This window comes from Pantoea eucrina (genome assembly GCF_001691555.1).
GTDB classification, from domain to species: Bacteria; Pseudomonadota; Gammaproteobacteria; order Enterobacterales; family Enterobacteriaceae; genus Pantoea; species Pantoea borealis.
Map to the genome: position 1 here is coordinate 2,077,425 of NZ_MAYN01000008.1, position 22,602 is coordinate 2,100,026.

Sequence of the window (22,602 nt, forward strand, 5' to 3'; positions counted from 1 at the left end):
GCTGCTCCTTACTGTTGTGCCGCCAGTTCACGACGTAGCTGAATGATCTCTTCTGCCAGTTCGCGGCAGAGCATGGCGTTCATCAGGTGATCCTGGGCATGCACCATAATCAGGTTAACCGGAATTTTCCCGCAGCCTTCATCAGCCCCAATCAGTTCCGTCTGGATACGATGCGCCGCTTTCGCTGCCTGCGTGGCGGCCGTGAGCTGTGCGTCTGCGTCACTCCACGCCTGATTACGCGCCGCGCGCAGCGCCTGCATGGCGCAGGAGCGCGCCTCGCCCGCCTGAATAATCAGTTCCATTACCGTGCTTTCATCAATTTCCATCATGACTCCTTAGCCAGTTGTGCCGCTGCGGCCTGCTCCTGCTCCTGTTGCAGCAGCTGTCGCTCATACATTTTGAAAAACGGGTAGTAGATAAGCGTGGCAATCGCCACCAGCACGGCGATCAGCACAATCACGCGCCAGTCCCAGCCGGTTGACCAGGCTGCGCCAATCGGGGCGGGCGTGGTCCACGGCGCCAGCGACACCACGTGATTGATCAGGTTAGTTTTGGTGGCGGTCCAGGCGATCACGGCGTTAACCAGCGGCGCAAGCAGAAACGGAATAAACAGAATGGGGTTCATCACCACCGGTGAGCCAAAAATTACCGGCTCGTTGATGTTAAACATGCTGGGCACAATACTCAGCTTGCCAATTGAACGCAGATGCGCTGACCGGCTGCGCAGATAAAGCAGCACCAGTCCCATGGTGGAACCGGAGCCGCCTATCACGATAAAAAACTGCCAGAAGGGTTCAATAAACACGTGCATGACCGGCTCTCCGGCGTTCAGCGCCTGCTGATTTAGCCCGAGATTGGTCAGCCAGAACGCCTGCAGGATCCCTCCTACGATCACCGCACCATGAATGCCGGCAAACCACAGCATATGGCACAAAAGCACTGCAATCAGTACCGCAGGCAGTGAGTCCGACGCGGAGATGACCGGCGCGAAGATGGCCATAATCGCCTGAGGCAGCAGCATGCCAAACTGCGCCTGCACCCACAGGCTGAGCGGAAACAGCGTCAGGAAAATGGCGACAATCGGGATCAGCAGATCAAACGACTGACGAATTTTCGGCGGAACCTGCTCGGGCAGCTTAAAGCCGATATGGTGTTTCTGCAGGAAATGCATCATTTCCGTGGCGAACAGCGCGACCAGAATCGCCGTGAAGATCCCTTCACCACCCAGCGAGCCCACCGGCAGCGTCTTATCGCTCTGGGGAGCGGCCACCACCAGGAAAGCCATCAGCGACAGGCTGGCCGCCATAAAACCATTCATTTTGTAGCTGCTGGCAAGGTTATAGGCGATAGCACTGGCGATATAGAGCGCCATAATGCCCATCGTCATGTTGTAGGGCATCATGATCTGGGCTTCGTGCGCCCGCACCATACCCAGCCACCACTGTGCGAAGGCCCATGAACTGTCGGCAGAAAACGGCGGATGGGCAAACAACAGCATAAAGGAGCCGACAATCAGAAACGGCATAGAGGCGATGAAACCATCGCGAATTGCGATCACGTGACGCTGGCTGGAGAGGCGTCCGGCAAATGGACTGATCCGGTTTTCAATGACGCCAAATAAAGATTCGCTGATGCTGCTCATGGGCAAGCTCCTTGCAACAGGCAACAAGAGAATTAACCTGCACAGCGGCTGTGCAGGCGGAAGAATTATTTGAGTGCAGGCGTTATTTTCAGGCGTGAATCAGCTTTAAGGAATCCGCTAATATTTTCTCGCCATTCATCATGCCGTAATCCATGCTATTTATCACGGCAATAGGCTTATTAAGCTGCTGAGCTATCGGAGCAAAATCAGCCAGTTTATATTTGATTTGCGGCCCAAGCAGACAGCAATCAACATCCTGAATTTCATCGTTAAACTCTTCTATTCCCACCGCTTTTATCTCGACATCAACACCCTGCTCTTTTGCCGCTTTTTCCATTTTCTGCACCACCATGCTGGTGGACATTCCGGCGGCACAGCACAGTAAAATTTTTGGCATGATCGTTTCCTCTGAATGGCGTTTAATTAACGAATACACAGCCAGCAGATTTTCTGCAACCGGTTTCAGATCTGGATACAGAAAGTGTGAGAAATATCAAAACTCAATCCGGATAAATTAAGTGGCAAAGAAATAATGCAGGATGGTGATTATATAATGGCAGGTGCGTAATCGCATGAGAAAGCCGTCTGGCAGACGCCGCAGTTCAGTTAACGGCTGCGGCGCTTACCGGACGGCTGACGCTATCAGGAGATAGCAGACTCTTTGTGTTTATCTGCTTCGAAGTGACTCTTGAACTGCTCGTAAATGGAAATCATATTTGACGCATCGCCATGCAGGGGGCTCAGTTTTCCGGCACGGACCAGCTCAATAACCAGCTGCAGGGCAGCCTGTTTTGGACTGCTGGCAGGATGGGCAATATCAGACATGCTTTTCTCACTCATTTAAAGGGGTCAGCTGCACAGTTTAGCCTGGATTATGCCGGGTTTGGATGCGCAGCGCGCTGCTATCAGACCGTTCGGATAAAAAAGCCGCTCAGGGTGTTCATTGACCTGTGAGGCAATTGTCTATACTGGATCAAAAAAGGGAACACACAGCCACACATTCCGTACCAGCGCGAAGGTGTTAAAGGAGCCGGTTATGCTGATTGGTTTTGTTTTATTAGTGAGTGCCTGCGGGCATGATGCCTGTGACGCGTTACCGGTGTCAGAGCGTATTTATCCGACGAAAACGGCCTGTGAAACCATGGCCAATCGTATCTATAAAGTGCGCCCTAATGTGGTCTTACTGTGTGGCGAAGTACATCGCTGAATTGAGACCAGGATTTGCTGCATTGCGCACATTTTAGCCAGCTGCCATTGCAAGCACTGGCAATAAGGTTCAAAATATAAGCTGTTTTACACTATCATCGTTGTGAATCCCATGAAGAAATCGCGCCCCCGCCGTCCTGCCGGACGCTGGGTTTATTACATTTTGTATGACGGTATCCTCTGGCCCTGCCCGGTACGCTGGGAGTGGGAAAATGGCTTTGATGGCTGGCTACCCTTCTACTATTCACCCACGTTTGAGTTTGTGGCGGGCGATCCGCGCAAGGCGTATCGTATTGCGCGCAGCAGCCTGCGCAACGTGCGCGAAGCACTGCATGATGCAGAGTATGCCTGAGGGCAGAAACAACGATGCGCCCGCAGGCGCATCGTTAAAGCATTGACCGTTACGCGTTGCGCAATCAGTTATTCAGCGTGTAATCCAGCGTAATTTCCGCATTCAGCAGCTGCGATACCGGGCAGCCTGCTTTCGCTTTCTGAATAATCTCGTCAAACGCGTCTTTATCCACACCTGGCAGCGAAATCGTGCTGGTGAGTGCCACTTTGGTAATAGCAAAGCCTTCGCCTTTTTTATCCAGCGAGACATCAGCGGTGGTGTCGATACTTTCCGCTTTGTGGCCGGCATTGCCCAGCATCAGCGACAGCGCCATAGAGAAACAGGCAGCGTGTGCAGCACCAATCAGCTCTTCCGGGTTCGTGCCTTTCTGGCCTTCAAAGCGCGTATTAAAACCATACGGCTGCTGATTCAGTACGCCACTCTCTGTGCTGACGGTACCTTTACCTTTGATATCACCTTCCCAGTGGGCCGATCCTTTCTTGTGAATGGTCATGTCATTCCTCCTGTTAGTGGACAGCACTCAGTATAGACAATCCACTCTGTTTTGCCTGGCTCAGCGTACCGCGCGCGGACGTGCGGGCTGTAAACCCGCTTCGCTCAGCAGTGCATTAGCCTGCACCAGCGACTCCTGCGTAATATCGGCGATCGATTTTGCACCGGTCAGCGTCATCGCTACCCGCATCTCTTTTTCAATCAGCGTCAGCAGATTCTCCACGCCGCGCTGGCCGTGTGTGGCGAGCGCATAGATAAAGGCGCGCCCCAGCAGTACGCTGTCGGCACCCAGCGCCAGCATGCGCACCACATCCAGACCGCTGCGAATGCCGCTGTCTGCCAGAATGGTGATATCGCCTTTAACCGCATCGGCGATGGCCGGCAGCGCCCGCGCGGAGGAGAGTACGCCATCCAGCTGCCGTCCGCCGTGGTTAGAGACCACGATGCCGTCAGCGCCGAAACGCACCGCGTCGCGCGCATCTTCCGCATCCAGGATCCCTTTAATCACCATCGGCCCCTCCCAGAAGTCGCGGATCCACTCCAGATCCTGCCAGGAGATCGAGGGATCGAAGTTGTTTGCCAGCCAGCCAATATAGTCCTCCAGCCCGGTGGGCTTGCCGAGATAGGCCGAAATATTGCCCAGATCGTGAGGCCTTCCGTGTAGCCCGACGTCCCATGCCCACTGCGGATGCGTTGCCGCCTGCCAGTAACGACGCAGCGCGGCGTGCGGCCCGCTCATGCCGGAGTGCGCATCACGGTAGCGTGCGCCCGGCGTGGGCATATCGACCGTAAACACCAGCGTTGAACAGCCGGCGGCTTTGGCGCGCTCCAGCGCGTTACGCATAAATCCGCGATCGCGCAGCACATAGAGCTGAAACCACATCGGCCGGTTAATGGCCGGCGCCACCTCTTCAATTGGACAGAGCGAGACGGTAGAGAGCGTAAAGGGGATCCCCTTCTGCGCGGCTGCCCGCGCCGCCTGCACCTCTCCCCGGCGCGCATACATTCCGCATAACCCCACCGGCGCCAGCGCTACCGGCATCGCCAGCGTCTCGTTAAACAACCGGGTTTCCAGACTCAGCGCAGACATATTTTTCAGCACCCGCTGACGGAGCGCGACGTCAGAGAGGTCAGCCACGTTTCGCCGCAGGGTATGTTCGGCATAGGCACCGCCGTCAAGATAGTGAAACAGGAACGGGGGCAATATGCGTTGCGCTGCGGCGCGATAGTCACTGGCAGCAGAAATAATCATCAGGTGTTCTCCTTACGGGTCGCTGCCGTTTCACCCGGCAGGCGGGTAATGCGCGCCTGCCGCGCTTCATCTTCATGCAGCGTTTTCATCGTGGTATGGACAAAGCCGAGGTGATCCATCGCCGCCTGACGCGCGGCGGCGGCGTCCCCCGCCATCACCGCATCAAACATCGCCTGATGCTGCTCATTAAGGCGGTTAAATATTACCGGCTGGGTATACATGCGCTGACGGCTGTGCAGGACCGAGGACTGCAGCAAATCGAAAAAGCCGCGCATGGTCTGCAGTAAGACCAGGTTGTGCGACGCCTCTGCGATAGCGAGATGAAAACGCAGATCGGCCTGCGCCGCGAGATCGGGATCGCCGCAGTCGTTCAGTCGCAGCAGCGCATCAAAGGCGTAGCGCAGTTTTTCTTTATCCGCTTCCGTTGCGCGCAGCGCGGCGTGCCACGCGGTGCTGGCCTCAATGGCGTGGCGCGCCTCCAGAATATCCCAGCGGTAGTCGGGATCGGCCGCCAGCAGCTGACGCATCGGTTCAACGATACGCTGTTCTGACCAGGGCTCCGGCGGCTGGCACAGCCATGTGCCGCCGCCGCGTTTGCTGATCAGGACGCCGCTGTTGATCAGCTGCTGAATCGCCTCGCGCAGGGAAGAGCGCGAGACGCCCAGCAGCGCCGCCAGCTGGCGTTCGCCCGGCAGCCGCATACCGGGCGTCAGCTGCTGCGCGCTGATCCAGGCGCTGAGACGCTCGCGCAGCGGCGTGCTCACGGGATCATCCACGTCAGCACGTAGGCCTGCAGCGTGGTGATCACCCCGACCATGCAGGTAAAAATCAGGCTGTGTTTTACAGTGAAGCGGAACAGATCGGACTCTTTCCCCACCAGCCCGACCGCCGCACAGGCGATGGCAATCGACTGCGGCGATATCATCTTGCCGGTCACGCCGCCGGTGGTATTGGCGGCCACCAGCAGAATATCGGACACGCCGATTTGCTGAGCCGTGGTGGCCTGCAGCGCAGCAAACAGCGCGTTGGAGGAGGTGTCCGATCCGGTCAGGAACACGCCCAGCCAGCCGAGAAACGGCGAGAAAAAGGTAAACGCCTGCCCGGTGTGCGCCAGCGCCAGCGCCAGCGTGGCGGAAAGCCCGGAGTAGTTAGAGATAAAGGCAAACGCCAGCACCATGCCGATAGAGTAGATCGGCAGCGCCAGCTCTTTCAGCGTCTCTGCGAACGTCTGCAGCGCCGCGCGCGGTTTCATCCGCAGCCAGAGGATCGACAGCAGCGCCGCAACCAGAATCGCCGTGCCGGTGGCGGAAACCACATCGAATTTAAACAGTGCAGCGTACGGCGTGGCCTGACTCACTACCGGCGGCATCCGCGCCACCAGTTCATGCAGCAGCGGTACCGGCACGGTAAAGACCCAGTCATAGAGCACGCCGCCTTTGGCGAACAGCGCCTTGAACGGGGGGATGCTCCACAGCGTCACCGTTGCCGTCAGAAACAGAAACGGCATCCATGCGCGCACAATTTGCGCCAGCGTGTAGCGCTGCGCGTCCGGCGCGGCGTCAGCGGTATCGCGCTCTTCAAAACGGAAAATGCGTACCGGCTGCCAGCGACGTAAAAACAGCGTCAGACAGATCAATGAGGCGAGCGAGGAGATAATATCCGGCAGCTCCGGCCCGAGAAAGTTGGAACTCAGGAACTGGGCAATGGCAAACGATCCTCCCGCCACGATCACCGCCGGCCAGGTCTCTTTCACCCCGCGCCAGCCATCCATAATCGCCATGATCCAGAACAGCACAATCAGCGTCAGAAACGGCAGCTGCCGCCCGGCCATCTGGCCAATCTGAAAGCTGTCCAGCCCGGTGACCTGCCCGGCCACAATAATCGGAATACCCATCGCGCCGAACGCTACCGGGGCCGTATTGACAATTAAACAGAGGCCCGCCGCATAAAGCGGTTTAAAGCCCAGCCCGACCAGCAGCGCAGCGGTAATGGCCACCGGCGCACCAAAGCCTGCAGCGCCCTCCAGAAAGGCACCGAACGCAAACCCGACGATCAGCATCTGCAGGCGCTGATCCGGCGTGATCGACAGGATCGACGCACGGATAATGTCAAACTGCCCGGTTTTAACTGAGATTTTATACACAAACACGGCGGCAATGATGATCCAGGCGATCGGCCACAGACCATAGAAAAACCCGTACACCGCCGATGCCAGCGCCTGCCCCACTGGCATGCCATACAGCAGCAGCGCCACCAGCAGCGCCAGCACAACGGTAGCCGTGCCCGCCTGATAGCCTTTAAGCTTGAGTTTAATCAGCGCGAAAAAGAAAAAAACAATCGGGATCACTGCGACTAAGCTGGAAAGCCACAGATTATTAAGCGGATCATAATTTTGCTGCCATACCTGCATGCCATTATCTCCGGAGGAGTCAGACCGGCACGGTGCAGCAGAACATACACCGTGCAACAGTGCCCGTAACGCGCTGAAAGTGGTCGGACCGCTTTCAGAAAACCGGGCTTATGGCGTCAGATAGTTAATGCGTTGTTAACTGAAAGCAACGCATTGCGGGAGAATTTTGCAGCAGTGTGACCAGACAAAAAGGTTTTACCGGCTTTGGTAGGACCAATCAGCGCGACGGGTGAGTAAATGCCCTCGCATAGCTGTGTGGATGAAAGCGCAGGTTCAGCACAATCAGGCCCAGCGTGATCGCGCCCTGCATCAGCCAGATGCCGGAGAAGCTGCCGCTGAACGCCTGCAGCTGGCCAGCGATAAACGGCATGCAGCCGGCAATGATAAAACCGGCCCCCTGCATAAATGCCACCAGCCGTGCGCCCGCCTGCGGGTGCGGCAGATGATCGAGTGCCAGCACCATCGCCAGCGGAAACGCAGCGCCAAGACCAAACCCGGCCACCGCAGCCCAGCACCACGGGGCGAACAGCGGCGCAATCAGCAGGCCTGCCATACCGGCCAGCTGACAGAGCAGGCTGAAAATCAGCTGCGGGCGCCGGTCAGCACGGCGTGCCAGCAGCGGCATCAGCAGCGCCCCGATAACCTGACACAGAATCATTACGCCAAGCAGTGAACCGCCCGCCTGCTCACTCCAGCCGGACTGCCGGTACGCGTCCGGAAGCCACGCCACGCAGGTGGCGTAGCCGCCGTTAACCAGTCCAAAGCTCAGCGCCAGCGACCAGGCGCGCGGCGTGCGCCACAGCGGGGGCAGCGCCGGTGCCGGCTGCGCCGCCGTCGCCGGCAGCCTGACCCGCAGCCAGAGCAGCAGTGCCAGCAGCGCAGGTAATGCCCAGCTGCCCAGCGCCAGCGACCAGCCAGTTCTGGCGCTGATCCAGGGCGTCAGCGCTGCTGCCACCCCGCCACCGCCCATCAGCGCGCCCGCCCACAGCCCGGTTACGGCTGCGCTGCGCTGTGCAAAACGCTGGCGAATGATGCCCGGCATCGCCATCTGCACCACGCCGGCACCAAGACCCGCAACCAGTGCGCTGGCAACCAGCACGCTGCCGCTGCCGGTAACCGTCCGCGCCAGCAGCGCCAGCAGCAGCAGCAGCAACCCCGCCTGCAGCAGACGCTGCAGCGCGATACGTTGCAAAAAAGACACACTCAGCAGCGCCACCACGCCCATCATGATCATTGGCACCGCCGGCAACAGCGATGCCACCAGCGGGGACAGGCTTATCTCCTGACGCAGCTGACCGAGCAGCGGACTGACTGACGTCAGCAGCGGACGCATATTCAGTCCGGCCAGGATCAGAGCGGCCAGCGTCAGCGAAACGGAATGTCTGTTCATAAACACTCTCACAGTGAAAAGGTTGCCAGCATCGCAGCAGCGTTTACTATTGGGAAATAAAATAATGTCATAGCCAGCAGTGGAAAAATGAATCGTCAGCCTATGTTCACGCCTCAGCAGCTGCTGAGCTTTGTTGCCGTCTGCGAAACCGCCAGCTTTACCCGCGCCGCCGGGCGGGTGCACCTCTCGCAGTCCACCGTCAGCCAGCAGGTGCGCCGGCTGGAGGAGATGATCGGCAGAGCGCTGCTGGTGCGTACCTCACATCAGGTCATGCTGACCGAAGAGGGTGAAAAGATGCTGGCCTATGCGCGTCGCATCATTGCACTTAACAGCGAAGCGTGGGATGTCATGGGCGATACCTGGCGTGACGGCATTCTGCGGCTTGGCGTACCGGAAGATTTTGCGGCGCCTACCGCCGATCTGCTGGCGGATTTCAGCCGGACGCATCCGCAGCTGCGCCTCGATGTCATGAGCGGCATGTATGTTGATCTGCACCGTGCATGGCAGCGCGAAGAGCTGGATATCATGCTCATTAAGCAACCCGGCGGCGAGCGCCCCCTCGCCTCGCGTCCTGAGCCGCTGCTCTGGCTCGACAGCCAGGCTCACCCCTGCTTTACCCGCTCGCCGGTGCCGCTGGTGGTATTTCCGCAGCAGGGACTCTACCGGGAGGAGATGTGCCAGGCGCTGGACCAGCTGGCACGCAGCTGGCGCATCAGCTACAGCAGCGCCAGCCTGGCAGCGCTCGCCAGCGCCAGCGCCGCCGGACTGGGCCTGACGCTGCTGCCCGCCAGCTGCCGTCTCCCCGGCCACCGCGTACTGGGCATCGCCGACGGCCTGCCGCCGGTTACACACTTTGAGCTGGCGCTGTTCTGTCGTCTGCCGCAGGATACGCTGCAGCAGACGCTGGCGCAGGCGCTGGCTGATTTCTGCCATCTGCAGTGGCAGTGATTTTTCCACTGCCGGGCAGTGGCAAATATCGCAGCGGCGGGGCGACAGATTTGTCAGATTAAGGTTTTCCCTGCTATCCGGAGCCCGCTATGCCCGTTACCTCTGCCAGCCGTCGTTCTTTTCTCAGCCAGGGCGTACGTCTGACCGCCGCCGGCAGCCTGCTGGCGGCCGGTATCAGCCGTGCCGCGCCATTGTCCGCTATTTCAGCCTGTGAGACCGCGGTGCCACCGCCTGACGCCGCCCACTATCAGCTCTGCAACGTGCGCCTTGAAGAGGCGTTTGAACGTGAGGGCGGCGAAGTGATCGCCACCCATACCGCACGCTATGACCTCACGATCAAAGAGGGGCTTTTTGTCGCGATTGAGCCCGCCGGCACGTCGCGCAACGCCGCGCTGCCGCAGTGGGATGCACAGGATGCGCTGCTGCTGCCCCGCACCCGCGATATGCATATCCACCTTGATAAGACGTTTTACGGCGGCCCGTGGCAGGCTCCGCGCCCTCGTCAGGGCAAAACCATTATGGATATGATCGCCCGGGAAGAAGTGCTGATCCCGCAGCTGCTGCCTGCTTCACAGGCGCGCGCCGAAGCGCTGATTGGCCTGCTGCAGAGTAAAGGCACCACTGAAGCACGCAGCCACTGCAACATCGATCCGGTCAGCGGCCTGCAGAGCCTGGCGCACCTGCAGCAGGCGCTGGCAAAGCATCCCGATTTTCGCTGCGGCATTGTCGCCTTTCCGCAACACGGCCTGCTGCACTCACAGGTTGACGGGCTCATGCGCGAGGCGATGCAGTCCGGCGTCACGCATGTGGGCGGCCTCGATCCGACCAGCGTTGATGGCGCAATGGAAGCGTCGCTTGATGCGATGTTTCAGATAGCGCTCGACTATCAGCGCGGCGTGGATATTCATCTCCATGAGACCAGCCCGGCAGGCGTGGCGGCTATTCAGTACATGATTGATACCGTTGCCCGTCATCCGCAGCTTAAAGGTCGGGTCACGCTGAGCCACGGCTTTGCGCTGGCCACGCTGGAGGGACGCGCGCTGGATCGAATGATTGCCGGCCTGGCGGAGCAGCAGATTAGCCTGGCCTCCACCATTCCGATCGGCAGGCTGACCATGCCGCTGCCGCAGCTGCAGGCGGCAGGCGTTAACGTGATGACCGGCACTGACAGCGTGATCGATCACTGGTCCCCCTTTGGTACCGGCAGCATGCTGGAGAAAGCCAATCTCTATGCACAGCTTTATCGCGGCTCTGATGAGTATGGGCTAAGCCGCGCACTGCATATCGCAACCGGGGGGATCCTGCCGCTCTCTAATCAGGGCGTGCGGCAGTGGCCTGCGCTGCAGGATGAAGCCAGTATGATGCTGGTTAAAGCCAGCTGTTCTGCTGAAGCCGTGGCGCGGATTGCACCGGTGCAGGCCACCTTTCAGCGCGGCAAAGCGGTGTTTTTTGCCGGTTAAGCAACAGTTCCGGGTTAAGCGCCGGTTCCGTTCGCCGTCAGCCCCGCCCGCCGCTGCGCGGTTCCCTCGCTCACGCCCGCTTCCCGGGGACCGGCCGCCATTCGCTCCTGCTCACCGCGCCCTTTCGCCGACGTCCTGTCGGCTCATCCCGGAACCGTGCCCTCCCTCGGCGGCCCCGGATGGCGCTTCCCGCCGCTGCTGCTTTTTTTCTCTTCAATAAGTGTCTTATGGCTGAAGGTTCTGTAGAGAAGCTTCAGCGCACACCAAACCAAATTTAAAAAAAGAAATGAAGAATTTGCAGGCGGGGAAAAGGGGCGCCATCCGCAGCGCCGGGCGCAGCGTGACGGCCAGGGCGAGCCGGCAGGACGCCGGCGAGAGCGCGGGGTGAGCAGGAGCGAATCCGCGCGGTCCGTTAAGGCCGGAGGGATGCGTCCGGGAATTCGCGAGGACGGCGCGGGGCGCGGATTGCTAAGGGGCGCGCCCACCCGCCCCTTAGCCCGTCCGCATGCGCAAGCGCCGCTGAAACTGCCAGAAGCCTGGCGGGCGGAACCCCCTCAGAGTCCCGCGCTGCTAAGCGCACAGCTCCGCGCTGCTGAGCGCACAGTCCCCGCGCTGCTGAGCGCTGCTGAGCGCACAGCCCCCGCGCTGCCCTCCCCCGGCTGAAAACAAAAAAGCCTCCGTATGGAGGCTTTTGTCTTACTTGCCGGCGACACCCGCCGCTGCATAGCGTTTTATGACAACATCTGAATGGCCAGCGCATAAAGGCGCTGGTGCTCATCGTCACTGACTGGCTCTTCTTCCGCATAACAGGCAATCATTGAGCTGACTTTATCAGAGGATAAAGCTTCTCCATGAAGATGCAGCGTTAATACGGCGCGGCCGACGATTTTCAGAATGTCTTCGCTATGTCCCTGGAGACTGTGACTCAATGAAATTGACCTCTGAAGTAAATTCGCTCGCCAAATGGCGCGCTCAATATAGATCAAAACAACAAGGATCTTTAATCAGAATTTCCTTATGCTGCGTAATATATAAGCCTGACCCCGGTAAAAATTACCCTGAGTTGTCGCTGAAAAACGACGTAAAAGCGTTAATCTCCTTATTTGCCGGATGATTTTTATGCGCCAGAAGATCGTTCCGGATAACAATTTATTAAAACTTTGCAACAATAGTCTCCCTGCGGCGTGACGGCACTCTGCTCTCTGACCAGCCGTATGCGCCAGGCGAATTACCGTTGCTGCCCGCGTGGCTTTCTGCCAGACTGACCGCGTTATCTTCCCTCCTATCTGAGACATCTTTGTGACTGCTTTTTCAACCCTGACGCAACTGCCCGCCAGCCAGCTCGACAATCTGCGCGACATGGGCTTTGATGCGATGACGCCTATTCAGGCGGCGTCGCTTCCCGCCATCCTTGCCGGCCACGATGTGCGTGCGCAGGCGAAAACCGGCAGCGGCAAAACTGCTGCATTTGGTATCGGCCTGCTTAACCGTATCGACAACAGCCAGTTTCATACTCAGGCGCTGGTGCTTTGCCCGACGCGTGAACTGGCTGAGCAGGTCAGCAATGTACTGCGTCAGCTGGCACGCTTTACGCGTAATATTAAAATCCTGACGCTGTGCGGCGGTCAGCCGATGAGCGCACAGCGCGATTCGCTGGTGCATGCCCCGCACATCGTCGTCGGCACGCCAGGCCGCCTGCTGGATCACCTTAAGCGTGATAATCTCGATCTCAGCCAGCTGCAGACGCTGGTGCTTGACGAAGCTGACCGCATGCTGGAAATGGGTTTCCGGGATGATATGGAAGCAATTATCGGCTTCACGCCCGCCGCACGGCAGACGCTGCTTTTCTCCGCGACCTGGCCTGACACCATTGCCAGCCTGAGCCAGCGCTTTCAGCGCGACGCGCTGGCGGTTGCTACTGAAACCGAAGCGGAACTGCCCGCGATTGAGCAGCAGTTTATTGAGGCGAGTGCCGGCGAGCGCGTTAACCTGCTATGCGCCCTGCTCAGCCAGCAGCAGCCCGCTTCCTGCGTGGTGTTCTGCAATACCAAACGTGAATGCGATGATATTGCCGCCGCACTGAACGATCGCGATATCAGCGCGCTGGCGCTGCACGGCGATCTGGAGCAGCGCGATCGTGAACGCGTGCTGATCCGCTTTGCTAACGGCAGCAGCCGCGTGCTGATCGCCACCGACGTCGCCGCACGCGGTCTGGATATCAAATCGCTGGCGCTGGTCGTGAACCTTGAGCTGGCGTGGGACCCGGAAGTACATCTGCACCGCATTGGCCGTACCGGGCGCGCAGGCGAAAAAGGACTTGCCGTAAGCTTTGTGGCACCTGACGGAATGGCACGTGCTCATGCGCTGGAGGATTACCTGCAGCAGAAGCTTAACTGGGTGGCCGCGGGCACCTTAAAAGGCAGAGCGGCACAGGCGCTGCCTGCAGCCATGATGACGCTCTGTATTGATGGCGGGCGCAAAGCAAAAATCCGTCCGGGTGACATCCTCGGCGCACTGACCGGTGAAGCGGGCTTCAGCGGCGATCAGATCGGTAAAATTGATCTGACGCCTTCACACGCCTACGTTGCCATTACGGCCTCACAGGCAAAAAAAGCGCTGATCAAGCTCAAAGAGGGTAAGATCAAAGGCAAAAGCGTACGCGCTATTCTCCTGAAATAGAGCGGCTGTAGCGTGAGGGCGATCGCGCCCTTGCGCTAAATTTTCTTCTTCTCCCTTCATTTTTATCGCGCTCTGCCGATAAGTTAATCATGGCACTTCCGCCCTCTCCCTGCTCCGCCCAGATTCTGCCCCGAGGCCATGATGGATAATTTTCAGAAAGAGATCGACGAACGCGCAAACCTGGCGCTGTCCAACAAATTTGAACTGCTGCTGTTTCGGCTGGGTTCCGATCGGCTGAAAGGCAAATCTGAGCTGTATGGCATCAACGTGTTCAAGCTGCGCGAAATTGTGCCCATGCCCGCGATCACGCGCGCGGCCGGGATGAACTCGCCGCTGCTCGGCATGGCCAGCATCCGGGGGCAGTTTATTCCGGTAATCGACCTGCCAGCCGTGACCGGCTGTAAACCGGAAACCGGCCTGAATCTGCTGCTGGTGACCGAATATGCGCGCAGTACCCAGGCGTTTGCAGTGGAGTCGGTAGAAAACATTGTGCGTCTTGACTGGAATCAGGTGCATACAGCAGAAGCGGGGATCAGCAGCCGCAATATCACCAGTATCGCCTGCCTGGACAGCAATGGCGAAAGCAACAACCTTGCACTGGTGCTCGACGTAGAGCAGATCCTCTATGACATCATTCCTTCGGTACGTGGCGTTGAGCCTGGCGCAGAGACAGTGAAAAACTTCAATCTCAAGCCGGGTGCGGTCGCTATCGTGGCAGAAGATTCCAAAGTTGCCCGTCAGCTGCTTGAACAGGGGCTGAAAAGCATGGGTATTCCGGCCCTGATGCACAACACCGGCCTGGAAGCGTGGATAAAAATCAACGAAATGAAGAAAGAGGCGCAGGCCAGCGGCGAATCAATTCACGATAAAATTGCCCTGGTTCTCACCGATCTGGAGATGCCGGAGATGGATGGCTTCACGCTGACGCGTAATATCAAGCGTGATGAGACGCTGCGCCATATTCCGGTTGTCATCCACTCTTCGCTGTCCGGCAGCGCCAATGAAGATCATGTGCGTAAGGTCGGTGCAGATGGGTATGTGGCAAAGTTTGAGATCAACGAGCTCTCCAGCGCCATTCATAGCGTGCTGGAAAAACAGCGCTAAGCCCTGTTTTTACCTCTTTCCTTTAAGGCGCGATTATCGCGCCTTTTTTATTGCTGCTATTCCTTCCGCCGCGAAACAGTACCGCTTATTCATCAATAAGTAGCCCCTCTAACGGATCTGCGCTGCCACGCGCAAAAATTAAAGTAAATACATTAGTTACCGATAACTGTTGCGCCTTCGCTGGCGATTATGGAGAGCACTCGCGCAGGAAGGTTCTTATTTTCCTTTTAAAAACAGCCTGTCACGGCAGATTGCCAATCTGCTGATGCATCCTATTACTGTCTGATTTCTGGCAAACGGGGAGAACCAATGTTGAGCATCAAGAATATGAAAGTCGGGGTACGCCTGGGCATCGCCTTTGGCCTGGTGGTGGCTCTGTTAGTGGTCGTGGGCGTGACGTCATGGCTGAAAATCAGCAATATCAAAACCGGCATCACCTCCATTGTAGAGGATCGTTTTGTTAAAGTTCGCCTCGGCTTCGACGTGCGCGATGGCGTGAATGACCAGATTAAATATCTGCGCGGTATCGTAATTGATACCACACGGCCGGAAAACAACGTTAAACGCTTTGCTCAGCTCGCGGATGCCACGGCGCAGACCAACAGCGCGATGAAAAAGATTGAGGCGATTCAGGTCACGCCGGTGGGTAAAAAGAAAATTGCCGGGTTACTTGCCGCCAGCAAACTGTTTGAACAGCAAAAAAATGACGTGCTGGCGCTGGTGCGTGATGGCAAGGCAGATGAAGCCAGCAACTATGTGCTGAAGAAAATTACTCAGACGCAAAACACCTTTTTACTCAGTGCGGCCGCCTTTGCCGACTCTCAGGCGAGCCAGCTCCATCAGGAGGGAGTAGGCATCATCAAAGATGGCACCACGGCGATTCAGGTTTCCGTTATTTTTACGGCTATCGCCATCGCGGCTGCCGTGCTGCTGGGCCTGCTGCTGACCCGTTCCATCGTGCGTCCGCTTAATGAAGCTGTCGCCGTCGCCAGCAAAGTTGCCGCCGGCGATCTCAGCTCGCGCATAACGGTCCGCAGTAAAGATGAAACCGGTGTGCTGATGCAGGCGCTGCAGACCATGAACGACAATCTGATGACCATCGTCTCTAACGTACGCGCCGGCTCCGATACTATCGCCGTCGCCTCTAATCAGATCTCCAGCGGTAATATCGATCTCTCTTCACGCACCGAGCAGCAGGCCAGCTCACTGGAAGAGACCGCCTCCGCAATGGAACAGATGACCGCTACCGTGAAGCACAATGCCGACAACGCGCGCGAGGCAAACTCGCTGGTATCGAAAACCTCTGAGGTGGCCAAAGAGGGCGGCGTGGTCATGGAGCAGGTGATCGACAAAATGGAGGCGATTGCTTACTCCTCTAAAAAGATTGTCGATATTATCAGCGTCATCGACTCTATCGCTTTCCAGACCAATATTCTGTCGCTCAATGCCGCCGTTGAGGCCGCACGTGCCGGTGAACAGGGTCGCGGCTTTGCCGTGGTCGCTTCGGAAGTCCGTAACCTGGCCCAGCGCTCTGCCTCCGCCGCCAAAGAGATCAAAGTGCTGATCGAAGATTCCGTGACCAAAGTTGATGAAGGCAGCCGCCTGGTTACGCACGCCGGCTCCACTATCGGTGAAGTTGTCAGCAGCGTGCAGAGCGTGGCTGAGATCATGAGTGAAATTACGATTGCCAGCAGCGAACAGAGCAGTGGCATTGGTGAGATCAATCAGGCGATTACACAGATGGAAGCGGTGACGCAGCAGAATGCTTCGCTGGTGCAGGAGGCATCCGCTGCCTCACAGGCGCTGCAGGAGCAGGCCGATCGGCTGGCACAGTCGATGAGCGTGTTTAAAACCGCGCTGGCTTAATGCCATACGGCCGGGCCGCCTGTTACGGCGACCCGGCTGGGGTCAGTTGAACAGCGACCAGGCCACAGAAGAGATAGCCAGCAGCCCGATAATCACAACAAAGAGGTTGCTGATTTTTCCGCTGTACTGGCGCATTGCCGGGACTTTCTGAATCGCATACATCGGCATCAGGAACAGGATCGCCGCGATAACCGGGCCACCCAGCGTTTCAATCATGCCAAGAATACTGGGGTTCAGCGTCGCCACCAGCCAGGTGGTCAGCAGCATAAACAGCGTGGTCAGACGGTTCAGCTTCTGCGGCGCGAGCGCTTTGCCCCGGCTGCGCAGCGATTTAGTGACGATACCGTTAAACCCTTCACGCGCGCCCAGATAGTGACCCAGAAACGATTTCGTGATCGCCACCATCGCGACAATGGGTCCCAGCCAGGCGATCATCGGCACCTGAAAATGGTTAGCCAGATAAGAAAGAATCGTGATGTTCTGCGCTTTGGCTGCCTGCAAATCGGCGGGCGACAGGCTCAGCACACAGCTGAACACAAAAAACATCACCGTGACCACCATCATCAGGTGCGCGCTGGCCAGAATGCGCGAGCAGCGTTTTTCCGCACCGGCACCATATTCGTCGCGTTTTGCCACGGCAAACGAGGAGATAATCGGCGAATGGTTAAATGAAAACACCATAACCGGAATCGCCAGCCATAGCGTCATCCACAGATTGCCGCTGCCCGTTGCCTCGCTGAACGACAGCGTTTGCAGCGCCGCGCCGTGCCAGTGCGGAACCAGCCAGGCTGCCAGCAGCATCAGTACAGCAACAAAGGGAAAGACCAGAATACTCATTGCCTTAACGATCATCTGTTCGCCAAAGCGCACGATAACCATCATTCCGCTGATCAGCAGCAGTGACAGCAGCGCGCGCGGCGGCGACACCATGCCGAGCTGATGCACGATAAAACTGTCAACGGTATTGGTTATAGCCACGCTGTACATCAGCAGGATGGGATAGATCGCAAAAAAGTAGAGCAGCGTAATGATCTTACCTGCCCCGCTGCCGAAGTGCTCTTCCACCACGTCAGTGATATCTTCACCCGGATTTTTACCCGAGAGGACGAAACGCGTCAGCGCGCGGTGCGCATAGAAGGTCATCGGGAATGCCAGCACGGCCATGATCAGCAGCGGCAGCAGTCCGCCTGCGCCCGCATTGATGGGCAGAAACAGTACCCCGGCACCAATCGCCGTACCATACAGACCCAGCATCCACACCGTATCACTCTTGCTCCAGCCCCTGGCCGCTCTGGCGGTTGCCAGCGTGCTGGTTTGTGAGTTATTCATCACTCTCTCCAGAATCATCATCATTGCAGCCGGTTTCCGGCTCTCTGTTCACGGCCAGCCGCTGCCGGCAGCCGTTCAAACGCGCTCATGCTATACGTTTTTTTCGCCGCGCGGGGGGCACAACGCAAGATACGTGTCACAAAAGCAGCAAAAATGCGCAGGCTGATAATTTTCTGCTGCAAAAACGCACAAAATCAGCACGCAATCGATTGCCTGACATTATTTGACCTGAGTCACAGAAATAGTGCAAGGGGAAGTAAGAAAGAGCGCGGGTAACGCAGCGGACTCTCCCGGCTGCTGCCCTCTTCTGCCAGTGGCAGAGATCAGAAGGCAACGCCGGGAGGGGTAAATCAGAATGCACGCATTCTGTATAACGCATAGAGGAAATAGTACGCTGTGAGTGAGTTCAGATTCATAATCATGTACTTCAGTTTTTCATTCTTATTCAGCAGTGTGAAAATACCTTTTGAGTATTTCCCGCGCTTTATCTGTTCTATTTCTGTTGCGATATCTGCTGGCGAAAAGGACGCGTGATACATCGCGGTGACAATCTGCATATCCAGCGCCAGCACGCGTTTTGAGATCCCTTTCAGAAAATGGTCCAGTTCGCTGGCCTGATATTTATCCACGATAGTGTCATACAGCGCGGTCAGCGACTGCTTGCGCACCTTTAATTCACTGTACTGCACCTTCTGTTTAGAGAGCGAGCCACTGGTATCTTCGTAGTGATAAGCCGCGTTAGGCGTGATCAGGAAGTTACTGATGCAGCTGAAATATTTGAGGTTAAACAGCAGATCTTCACTCATGGAGATCCCCTCAAGGAAGCGCAGATTCAGCGAGTCAATAATCTCCCGGCGATAGCATTTGTTATGCAGATAGCCGATGTTGTCGCTGATCTCCAGCTCGCCCAGTACATAAGGAATGTCATGCTGACTGAAAAAGCCCGCCTGCGACACCTTACCAATGCGATCGTCATTCAGGTGGCCGACCATCAGGTCTACGGTTTCAGCTGGCCAGGCGTTGAGATTCAGTTTGAAGCTCATCAGAAAATTGTCATCGACCCAGTCGTCGGCGTCCAGGAACAGCACGTAGTCGCCGCGCGCCTTCAAAAGCCCGGTATTGCGCGCCGCGCTGACGCCGGCATTGATCTGCTCCAGTACGGTTATCTGCGGATAGCTGGCAAACTCAGCCAGAATCTGCGCGCTGTCATCGCGGCTGCCATCGTTAACCACGACCACTTCATAACTGCTGAACGTCTGGTTCAAAACGCTCAGCAGCGTGCGCCGGATAGTATTTTGTGAGTTATAAACGGGAATGATGATACTGAAGAGCGGATTGTCATTCATGATAAACTCTCTTTGCTGTCTGAGGTTTTGTAATTGCTAAACAACTGCCATAGCTTTCTGGGGTTGAAAAAAACCTGATGGATCCGCGCCACGGGCTGCGCGGTGAAGAAATAATTAAGCAGGGAGAAAGAGACGAATTCGGTAATGACCACGCTCAGCGCGGCACCGGTCAGGCCGTAATGCGGCACCAGCAGCAGCGACGAGATCAGACAAATAACCAGAACCGCGAAGGTCTTTTTGATCAGGAAGCGGTAACCGTTATATTTCACAATGAAACGGTCCATTACGCTGCTCAGCACGCCGCACATCGCACCCACGCTCAGCAGCAGCGTAGGAGCGACCGCATCCAGATAGGCGTTGCCATAGAAGTGGCCAATAAACCAGCCTGACAGCAGCCAGATCCCCAGAATCACCAGCGCGGAAACGCCAATCACCAGCAGATGCAGCTGCTGCGCTTTGACAATTGCCCGTTCGCGGTTGCGCTCGGCAAAGAAAGCGGGATAAAACGACGCCAGCAGCGCAGCCGGTAAAAACACCCATGCTGTGGAGAGCGTCAGCGCTACAGAGAAAATGCCCGCCTCTTTTACCCCGAGGAAGTAAGAGACGCTTACCTGATTGACGCGCGTATAGATGCCGACCGCAATGGCCGAGATCACCAGCGACATGCCCGATGCCACCATGTAGCGCGAATATTGTTTAAGCTGACGCAGCGCCGGCAGCGGTTGATGGCGTTGCTGGCGCGTAAACAGCGCGAGCTTGATGACAAAGGGAATAAAAGTGGCGAGCACAATCGGGATCGCCAGGTAGTGCGGGTCCAGCTCCAGCCAGGAGATGAGGAATCGCACCGAGAGACTGATCGCCAGCCCGATAACGTTAGCGATCACGTTGAGACGGGCATTCAGCATCGCCTCGTTGTAGATGTTAACCAGATCGAGCGCTGAGAAAAGGCAGGCCAGCGCAGCGGCACAGATAAACACCACCGCGTCCGGGCTCCATTCCGCTTTCATGATCAGCATGCCGCTAATCGCCAGGACGCTGTAGACGCCCAGTACCAGCAGGCCCGCCGCCATCATCAGACGGATCCCCGAACGATGATTCTGCGCAATGCGCTTCAGCAATATGACATCGCTACCCATGACCGCGATGCTCTGCAAAAACTGAAAAATCAGCATGGAGAGCGAGATAATGCCAAAGGTGGTCGGGCCGACATATTTGGCGACGTAAGAGGTCACAAAAATCAGGCCAAAAACGGCGATCAGCTTTTCCGCGATCATCCACATTGAGTTTCTGAGTTTTTCTTTCATTCCTGCTCCCCTACGCTTTACGCGCCAGGCGGCGCAGTTGTGAAACGCCGCGCGGGCTGACAAAAAAGAGGGTGAAATAGAGGCTCCAGGGATTCAGCATCGGGCCTGAAGAGAGGTACGCGCGGAAACTGCGGCGATAAAGCGCGATGTAATCTTCAATAAAGGCGCCGCTGAATTCACGGCTGTTCAGCCCTTTGCTGATATAGGAAGAGGTGACCTTAAGCACGAGATGGTAGTAATAGCGGTGGTGCTGCCGGGTCATAAACGCCTTCATCCGGCCAAACGAACGCGCAAAGGAGAAGTGCTTTTCCCGCAGCGCCGACCGGGTGGCTGAGTTGTCTGACTTCACGTAGTGGTAGACCACGCGCTCGGTGACAATCACCTGCTGGTTCTGCAGCAAATAGAGGTAGTTCATCACAAACAGCAGATCTTCGAAGTTGAAGATCTCTTCGTTAAAGCGCAGCTGATGCTGCCGGATAACGTCTGCGCGAAAGACCTTGTCGCAGATGCCGTGACGGGGATGAAAATAGAGTACGTCGTTGACCGCTGCCGCCGCGCTCATCTGCCGCGATGCGTCACGGTTAGCAGGCTGGTCCAGCGGCTCACCGGCAGGCGTAAAATGCTGCGACTCGCCGATACACATGCCGATATTCTCCTGCATCAAGGCCACCCAGGTGGCAAAGGCGTCGTGCGGCAGAAAATCATCAGCGTCTAAAAAACAGATAAATTTACCGCGCGCGCTGCGCAGCCCCTGATTACGTGCCGCAGAGACCCCCATATTGGGCTGTTCAATGATGTGGAATTGCGGGTGGTGCGCAAATCGCTGAAGAATGGCCTGCGACATATCCGTGGATCCATCATTGATAAAAATTGCTTCAAAGCGCACTTCCGTCTGCTGCAGCAGACTATTAATGCTTCTTTCCAGATAGGCAGCCGCGTTATACACCGGCACAATGACGCTCAGTAACACGTCGTTTACGGGATTTTGCATGAGACCTCAGAACGCGGTTTGTCAGTATTAATAAGGCGAACGCAGCGGCGTTAAACATTGCTGTTCAGATAAACCACGCACTTTATGGCTTATTCCTGCGCCCGGCTTAACTGTATTCCGGATTTTTTTCGGAGTTTCCTCAGTAAGGAATTCCGCTAATTAAATAAATGAACCGCCAAAGTAATAATAAGAATTTCGCCATAAATCTATGGCCAGACTATTTATTATTCATTTATAAATGCACATCGATGACGATGTATATTTGCCTGCGATTTGCCTCTCATTCCATCTGAATGGCAGGAAAAAAACGGCTGATTTCACATCGACACCAGAAATATATGGTTTTTTATCAATATGTTATAAGTAACAAACCTGCCGCGCTGTGCGGCCCGGCAGCACGTAATTCGTTTTGCCGAGTTTTCAGCGGCCTTAACGTAACGAGCGGCAACATTAATGATATGTGCTGTGCGCCCTGCTCTTTTATTATTCCGCTGCGTCTGTTGCGCCACGTGAAAAGCAGGAGGCGTTAATCCAGTACGGCTATCGCAGCCATACTGCAATGGGCTTCAGGCCCTAAAAATGCGATCTGTTTCAAAACTTTAAACGGCATTCTCTCTGCTGAACCCGTCAGGGTCAATGGGGCGGTCAGGAAAACAGAATTTACGCAGTAAGTCCGCAATTAATAAAAACGCAGATTGATTAGCCCCGGGAAAGGAATATCAGGCTGACTGATAAGATAAATGCGTAAAGGTCACCAGGATTAATATCAGTGAAAAACGATCGCGGTTCCGCTGTAAATCACAGCACCAGAGCGCCACCGTGACTTAGGCC

21 protein-coding genes are annotated in these 22,602 nt (G+C 56.7%); 7 read left to right on the forward strand and 14 right to left on the reverse strand.

Annotated features, from left to right (window positions below; translation table 11 throughout):
• Positions 1-8 precede the first annotated feature (8 nt).
• The 4 genes from BBA90_RS15960 to BBA90_RS15975 form a co-directional block, all read right to left on the reverse strand.
• Positions 9-326 carry a PTS lactose/cellobiose transporter subunit IIA gene (locus tag BBA90_RS15960; protein WP_065649998.1) on the reverse strand — a complete coding sequence of 106 codons (318 nt, stop codon included), beginning with the start codon at positions 324-326 and terminating at the stop codon, positions 9-11.
• Positions 326-1,642, reverse strand: a complete 1,317-nt coding sequence (locus tag BBA90_RS15965; RefSeq protein WP_065649999.1) for a PTS sugar transporter subunit IIC — start codon at positions 1,640-1,642, stop codon at positions 326-328. The genes BBA90_RS15960 and BBA90_RS15965 overlap by 1 nt, the downstream gene beginning before the upstream one ends.
• Positions 1,643-1,730: 88 nt before the next feature.
• Positions 1,731-2,039: a PTS sugar transporter subunit IIB gene (locus BBA90_RS15970; RefSeq protein ID WP_065650000.1), complete on the reverse strand. Its 309-nt coding sequence runs from the start codon at positions 2,037-2,039 to the stop codon at positions 1,731-1,733.
• 245 nt (positions 2,040-2,284) lie between these two features.
• Positions 2,285-2,467 (reverse strand): hypothetical protein, encoded by a 183-nt coding sequence (locus BBA90_RS15975; RefSeq protein ID WP_065650502.1) that lies wholly within the window; start codon positions 2,465-2,467, stop codon positions 2,285-2,287.
• Between the two features lie 211 nt (positions 2,468-2,678).
• Here BBA90_RS15975 and BBA90_RS19385 point away from each other — a divergent pair, with 211 nt between their 5' ends.
• Both BBA90_RS19385 and BBA90_RS15980 read left to right on the forward strand, forming a co-directional pair.
• Positions 2,679-2,849, forward strand: a complete 171-nt coding sequence (locus tag BBA90_RS19385) for a hypothetical protein (RefSeq protein WP_166713742.1) — start codon at positions 2,679-2,681, stop codon at positions 2,847-2,849.
• A gap of 111 nt (positions 2,850-2,960) precedes the next feature.
• Entirely contained in the window at positions 2,961-3,200 is a 240-nt protein-coding gene (locus BBA90_RS15980) for a hypothetical protein (RefSeq protein ID WP_039382924.1), read from the forward strand.
• Positions 3,201-3,264: 64 nt separating this feature from the next.
• Here BBA90_RS15980 and BBA90_RS15985 read toward each other — a convergent pair whose 3' ends face one another.
• The 5 genes from BBA90_RS15985 to BBA90_RS16005 form a co-directional block, all read right to left on the reverse strand.
• Positions 3,265-3,693 carry an OsmC family protein gene (locus tag BBA90_RS15985; RefSeq protein ID WP_065650001.1) on the reverse strand — a complete coding sequence of 143 codons (429 nt, stop codon included), beginning with the start codon at positions 3,691-3,693 and terminating at the stop codon, positions 3,265-3,267.
• A 60-nt stretch (positions 3,694-3,753) separates the two neighbouring features.
• Positions 3,754-4,944, reverse strand: a complete 1,191-nt coding sequence (gene lldD / locus BBA90_RS15990) for an FMN-dependent L-lactate dehydrogenase LldD (RefSeq protein ID WP_065650002.1) — start codon at positions 4,942-4,944, stop codon at positions 3,754-3,756.
• Positions 4,944-5,708: a transcriptional regulator LldR gene (gene lldR, locus BBA90_RS15995; protein ID WP_240484894.1), complete on the reverse strand. Its 765-nt coding sequence runs from the start codon at positions 5,706-5,708 to the stop codon at positions 4,944-4,946. Before lldR ends, lldD begins: the two co-directional genes overlap by 1 nt.
• Entirely contained in the window at positions 5,705-7,354 is a 1,650-nt protein-coding gene (gene lldP / locus BBA90_RS16000; protein WP_065650004.1) for an L-lactate permease, read from the reverse strand. Before lldP ends, lldR begins: the two co-directional genes overlap by 4 nt.
• Before the next feature lie 217 nt (positions 7,355-7,571).
• Positions 7,572-8,744 carry a cyanate transporter gene (locus BBA90_RS16005; protein ID WP_065650005.1) on the reverse strand — a complete coding sequence of 391 codons (1,173 nt, stop codon included), beginning with the start codon at positions 8,742-8,744 and terminating at the stop codon, positions 7,572-7,574.
• Positions 8,745-8,831: 87 nt separating this feature from the next.
• On the opposite strand from BBA90_RS16005, the gene BBA90_RS16010 reads away from it, so the two are divergent.
• The gene (locus tag BBA90_RS16010; protein ID WP_065650006.1) at positions 8,832-9,692 is read left to right on the forward strand and encodes a LysR substrate-binding domain-containing protein; all 861 of its coding nucleotides are present in this window, start codon (positions 8,832-8,834) and stop codon (positions 9,690-9,692) included.
• An 89-nt stretch (positions 9,693-9,781) separates the two neighbouring features.
• The gene (locus tag BBA90_RS16015; RefSeq protein ID WP_065650007.1) at positions 9,782-11,152 is read left to right on the forward strand and encodes an amidohydrolase; all 1,371 of its coding nucleotides are present in this window, start codon (positions 9,782-9,784) and stop codon (positions 11,150-11,152) included.
• Positions 11,153-11,883: 731 nt separating this feature from the next.
• On the opposite strand, the gene BBA90_RS16025 is transcribed toward BBA90_RS16015, so the two are convergent.
• A complete protein-coding gene (locus tag BBA90_RS16025; RefSeq protein WP_065650009.1) occupies positions 11,884-12,081 on the reverse strand; it encodes a hypothetical protein in 198 nt (65 codons plus the stop codon).
• A gap of 370 nt (positions 12,082-12,451) precedes the next feature.
• On the opposite strand from BBA90_RS16025, the gene dbpA reads away from it, so the two are divergent.
• The 3 genes from dbpA (at position 12,452) to BBA90_RS16040 (ending at position 16,801) form a co-directional block, all read left to right on the forward strand.
• Positions 12,452-13,831, forward strand: coding sequence for an ATP-dependent RNA helicase DbpA (dbpA, locus tag BBA90_RS16030; protein WP_065650010.1), 1,380 nt, complete (start codon positions 12,452-12,454; stop codon positions 13,829-13,831).
• Between the two features lie 141 nt (positions 13,832-13,972).
• Positions 13,973-14,935, forward strand: coding sequence for a chemotaxis protein (locus BBA90_RS16035; protein ID WP_065650503.1), 963 nt, complete (start codon positions 13,973-13,975; stop codon positions 14,933-14,935).
• Between the two features lie 309 nt (positions 14,936-15,244).
• A complete protein-coding gene (locus BBA90_RS16040) occupies positions 15,245-16,801 on the forward strand; it encodes a methyl-accepting chemotaxis protein (protein ID WP_065650011.1) in 1,557 nt (518 codons plus the stop codon).
• A 42-nt stretch (positions 16,802-16,843) separates the two neighbouring features.
• Here the strand turns inward: BBA90_RS16040 and BBA90_RS16045 are convergent, their stop codons facing one another.
• From BBA90_RS16045 to BBA90_RS16065, 4 genes are all read right to left on the reverse strand, one after another.
• Positions 16,844-18,130 (reverse strand): HAAAP family serine/threonine permease, encoded by a 1,287-nt coding sequence (locus BBA90_RS16045; protein WP_065650504.1) that lies wholly within the window; start codon positions 18,128-18,130, stop codon positions 16,844-16,846.
• 350 nt (positions 18,131-18,480) lie between these two features.
• Positions 18,481-19,476, reverse strand: a complete 996-nt coding sequence (locus tag BBA90_RS16055; RefSeq protein ID WP_065650013.1) for a glycosyltransferase family 2 protein — start codon at positions 19,474-19,476, stop codon at positions 18,481-18,483.
• Complete coding sequence (locus tag BBA90_RS16060; RefSeq protein ID WP_065650014.1) at positions 19,473-20,780, reverse strand: flippase; 1,308 nt, start codon at positions 20,778-20,780, stop codon at positions 19,473-19,475. Before BBA90_RS16060 ends, BBA90_RS16055 begins: the two co-directional genes overlap by 4 nt.
• A 10-nt stretch (positions 20,781-20,790) precedes the next feature.
• Positions 20,791-21,771 carry a glycosyltransferase family 2 protein gene (locus BBA90_RS16065; RefSeq protein ID WP_065650015.1) on the reverse strand — a complete coding sequence of 327 codons (981 nt, stop codon included), beginning with the start codon at positions 21,769-21,771 and terminating at the stop codon, positions 20,791-20,793.
• Positions 21,772-22,602 lie beyond the last annotated feature (831 nt).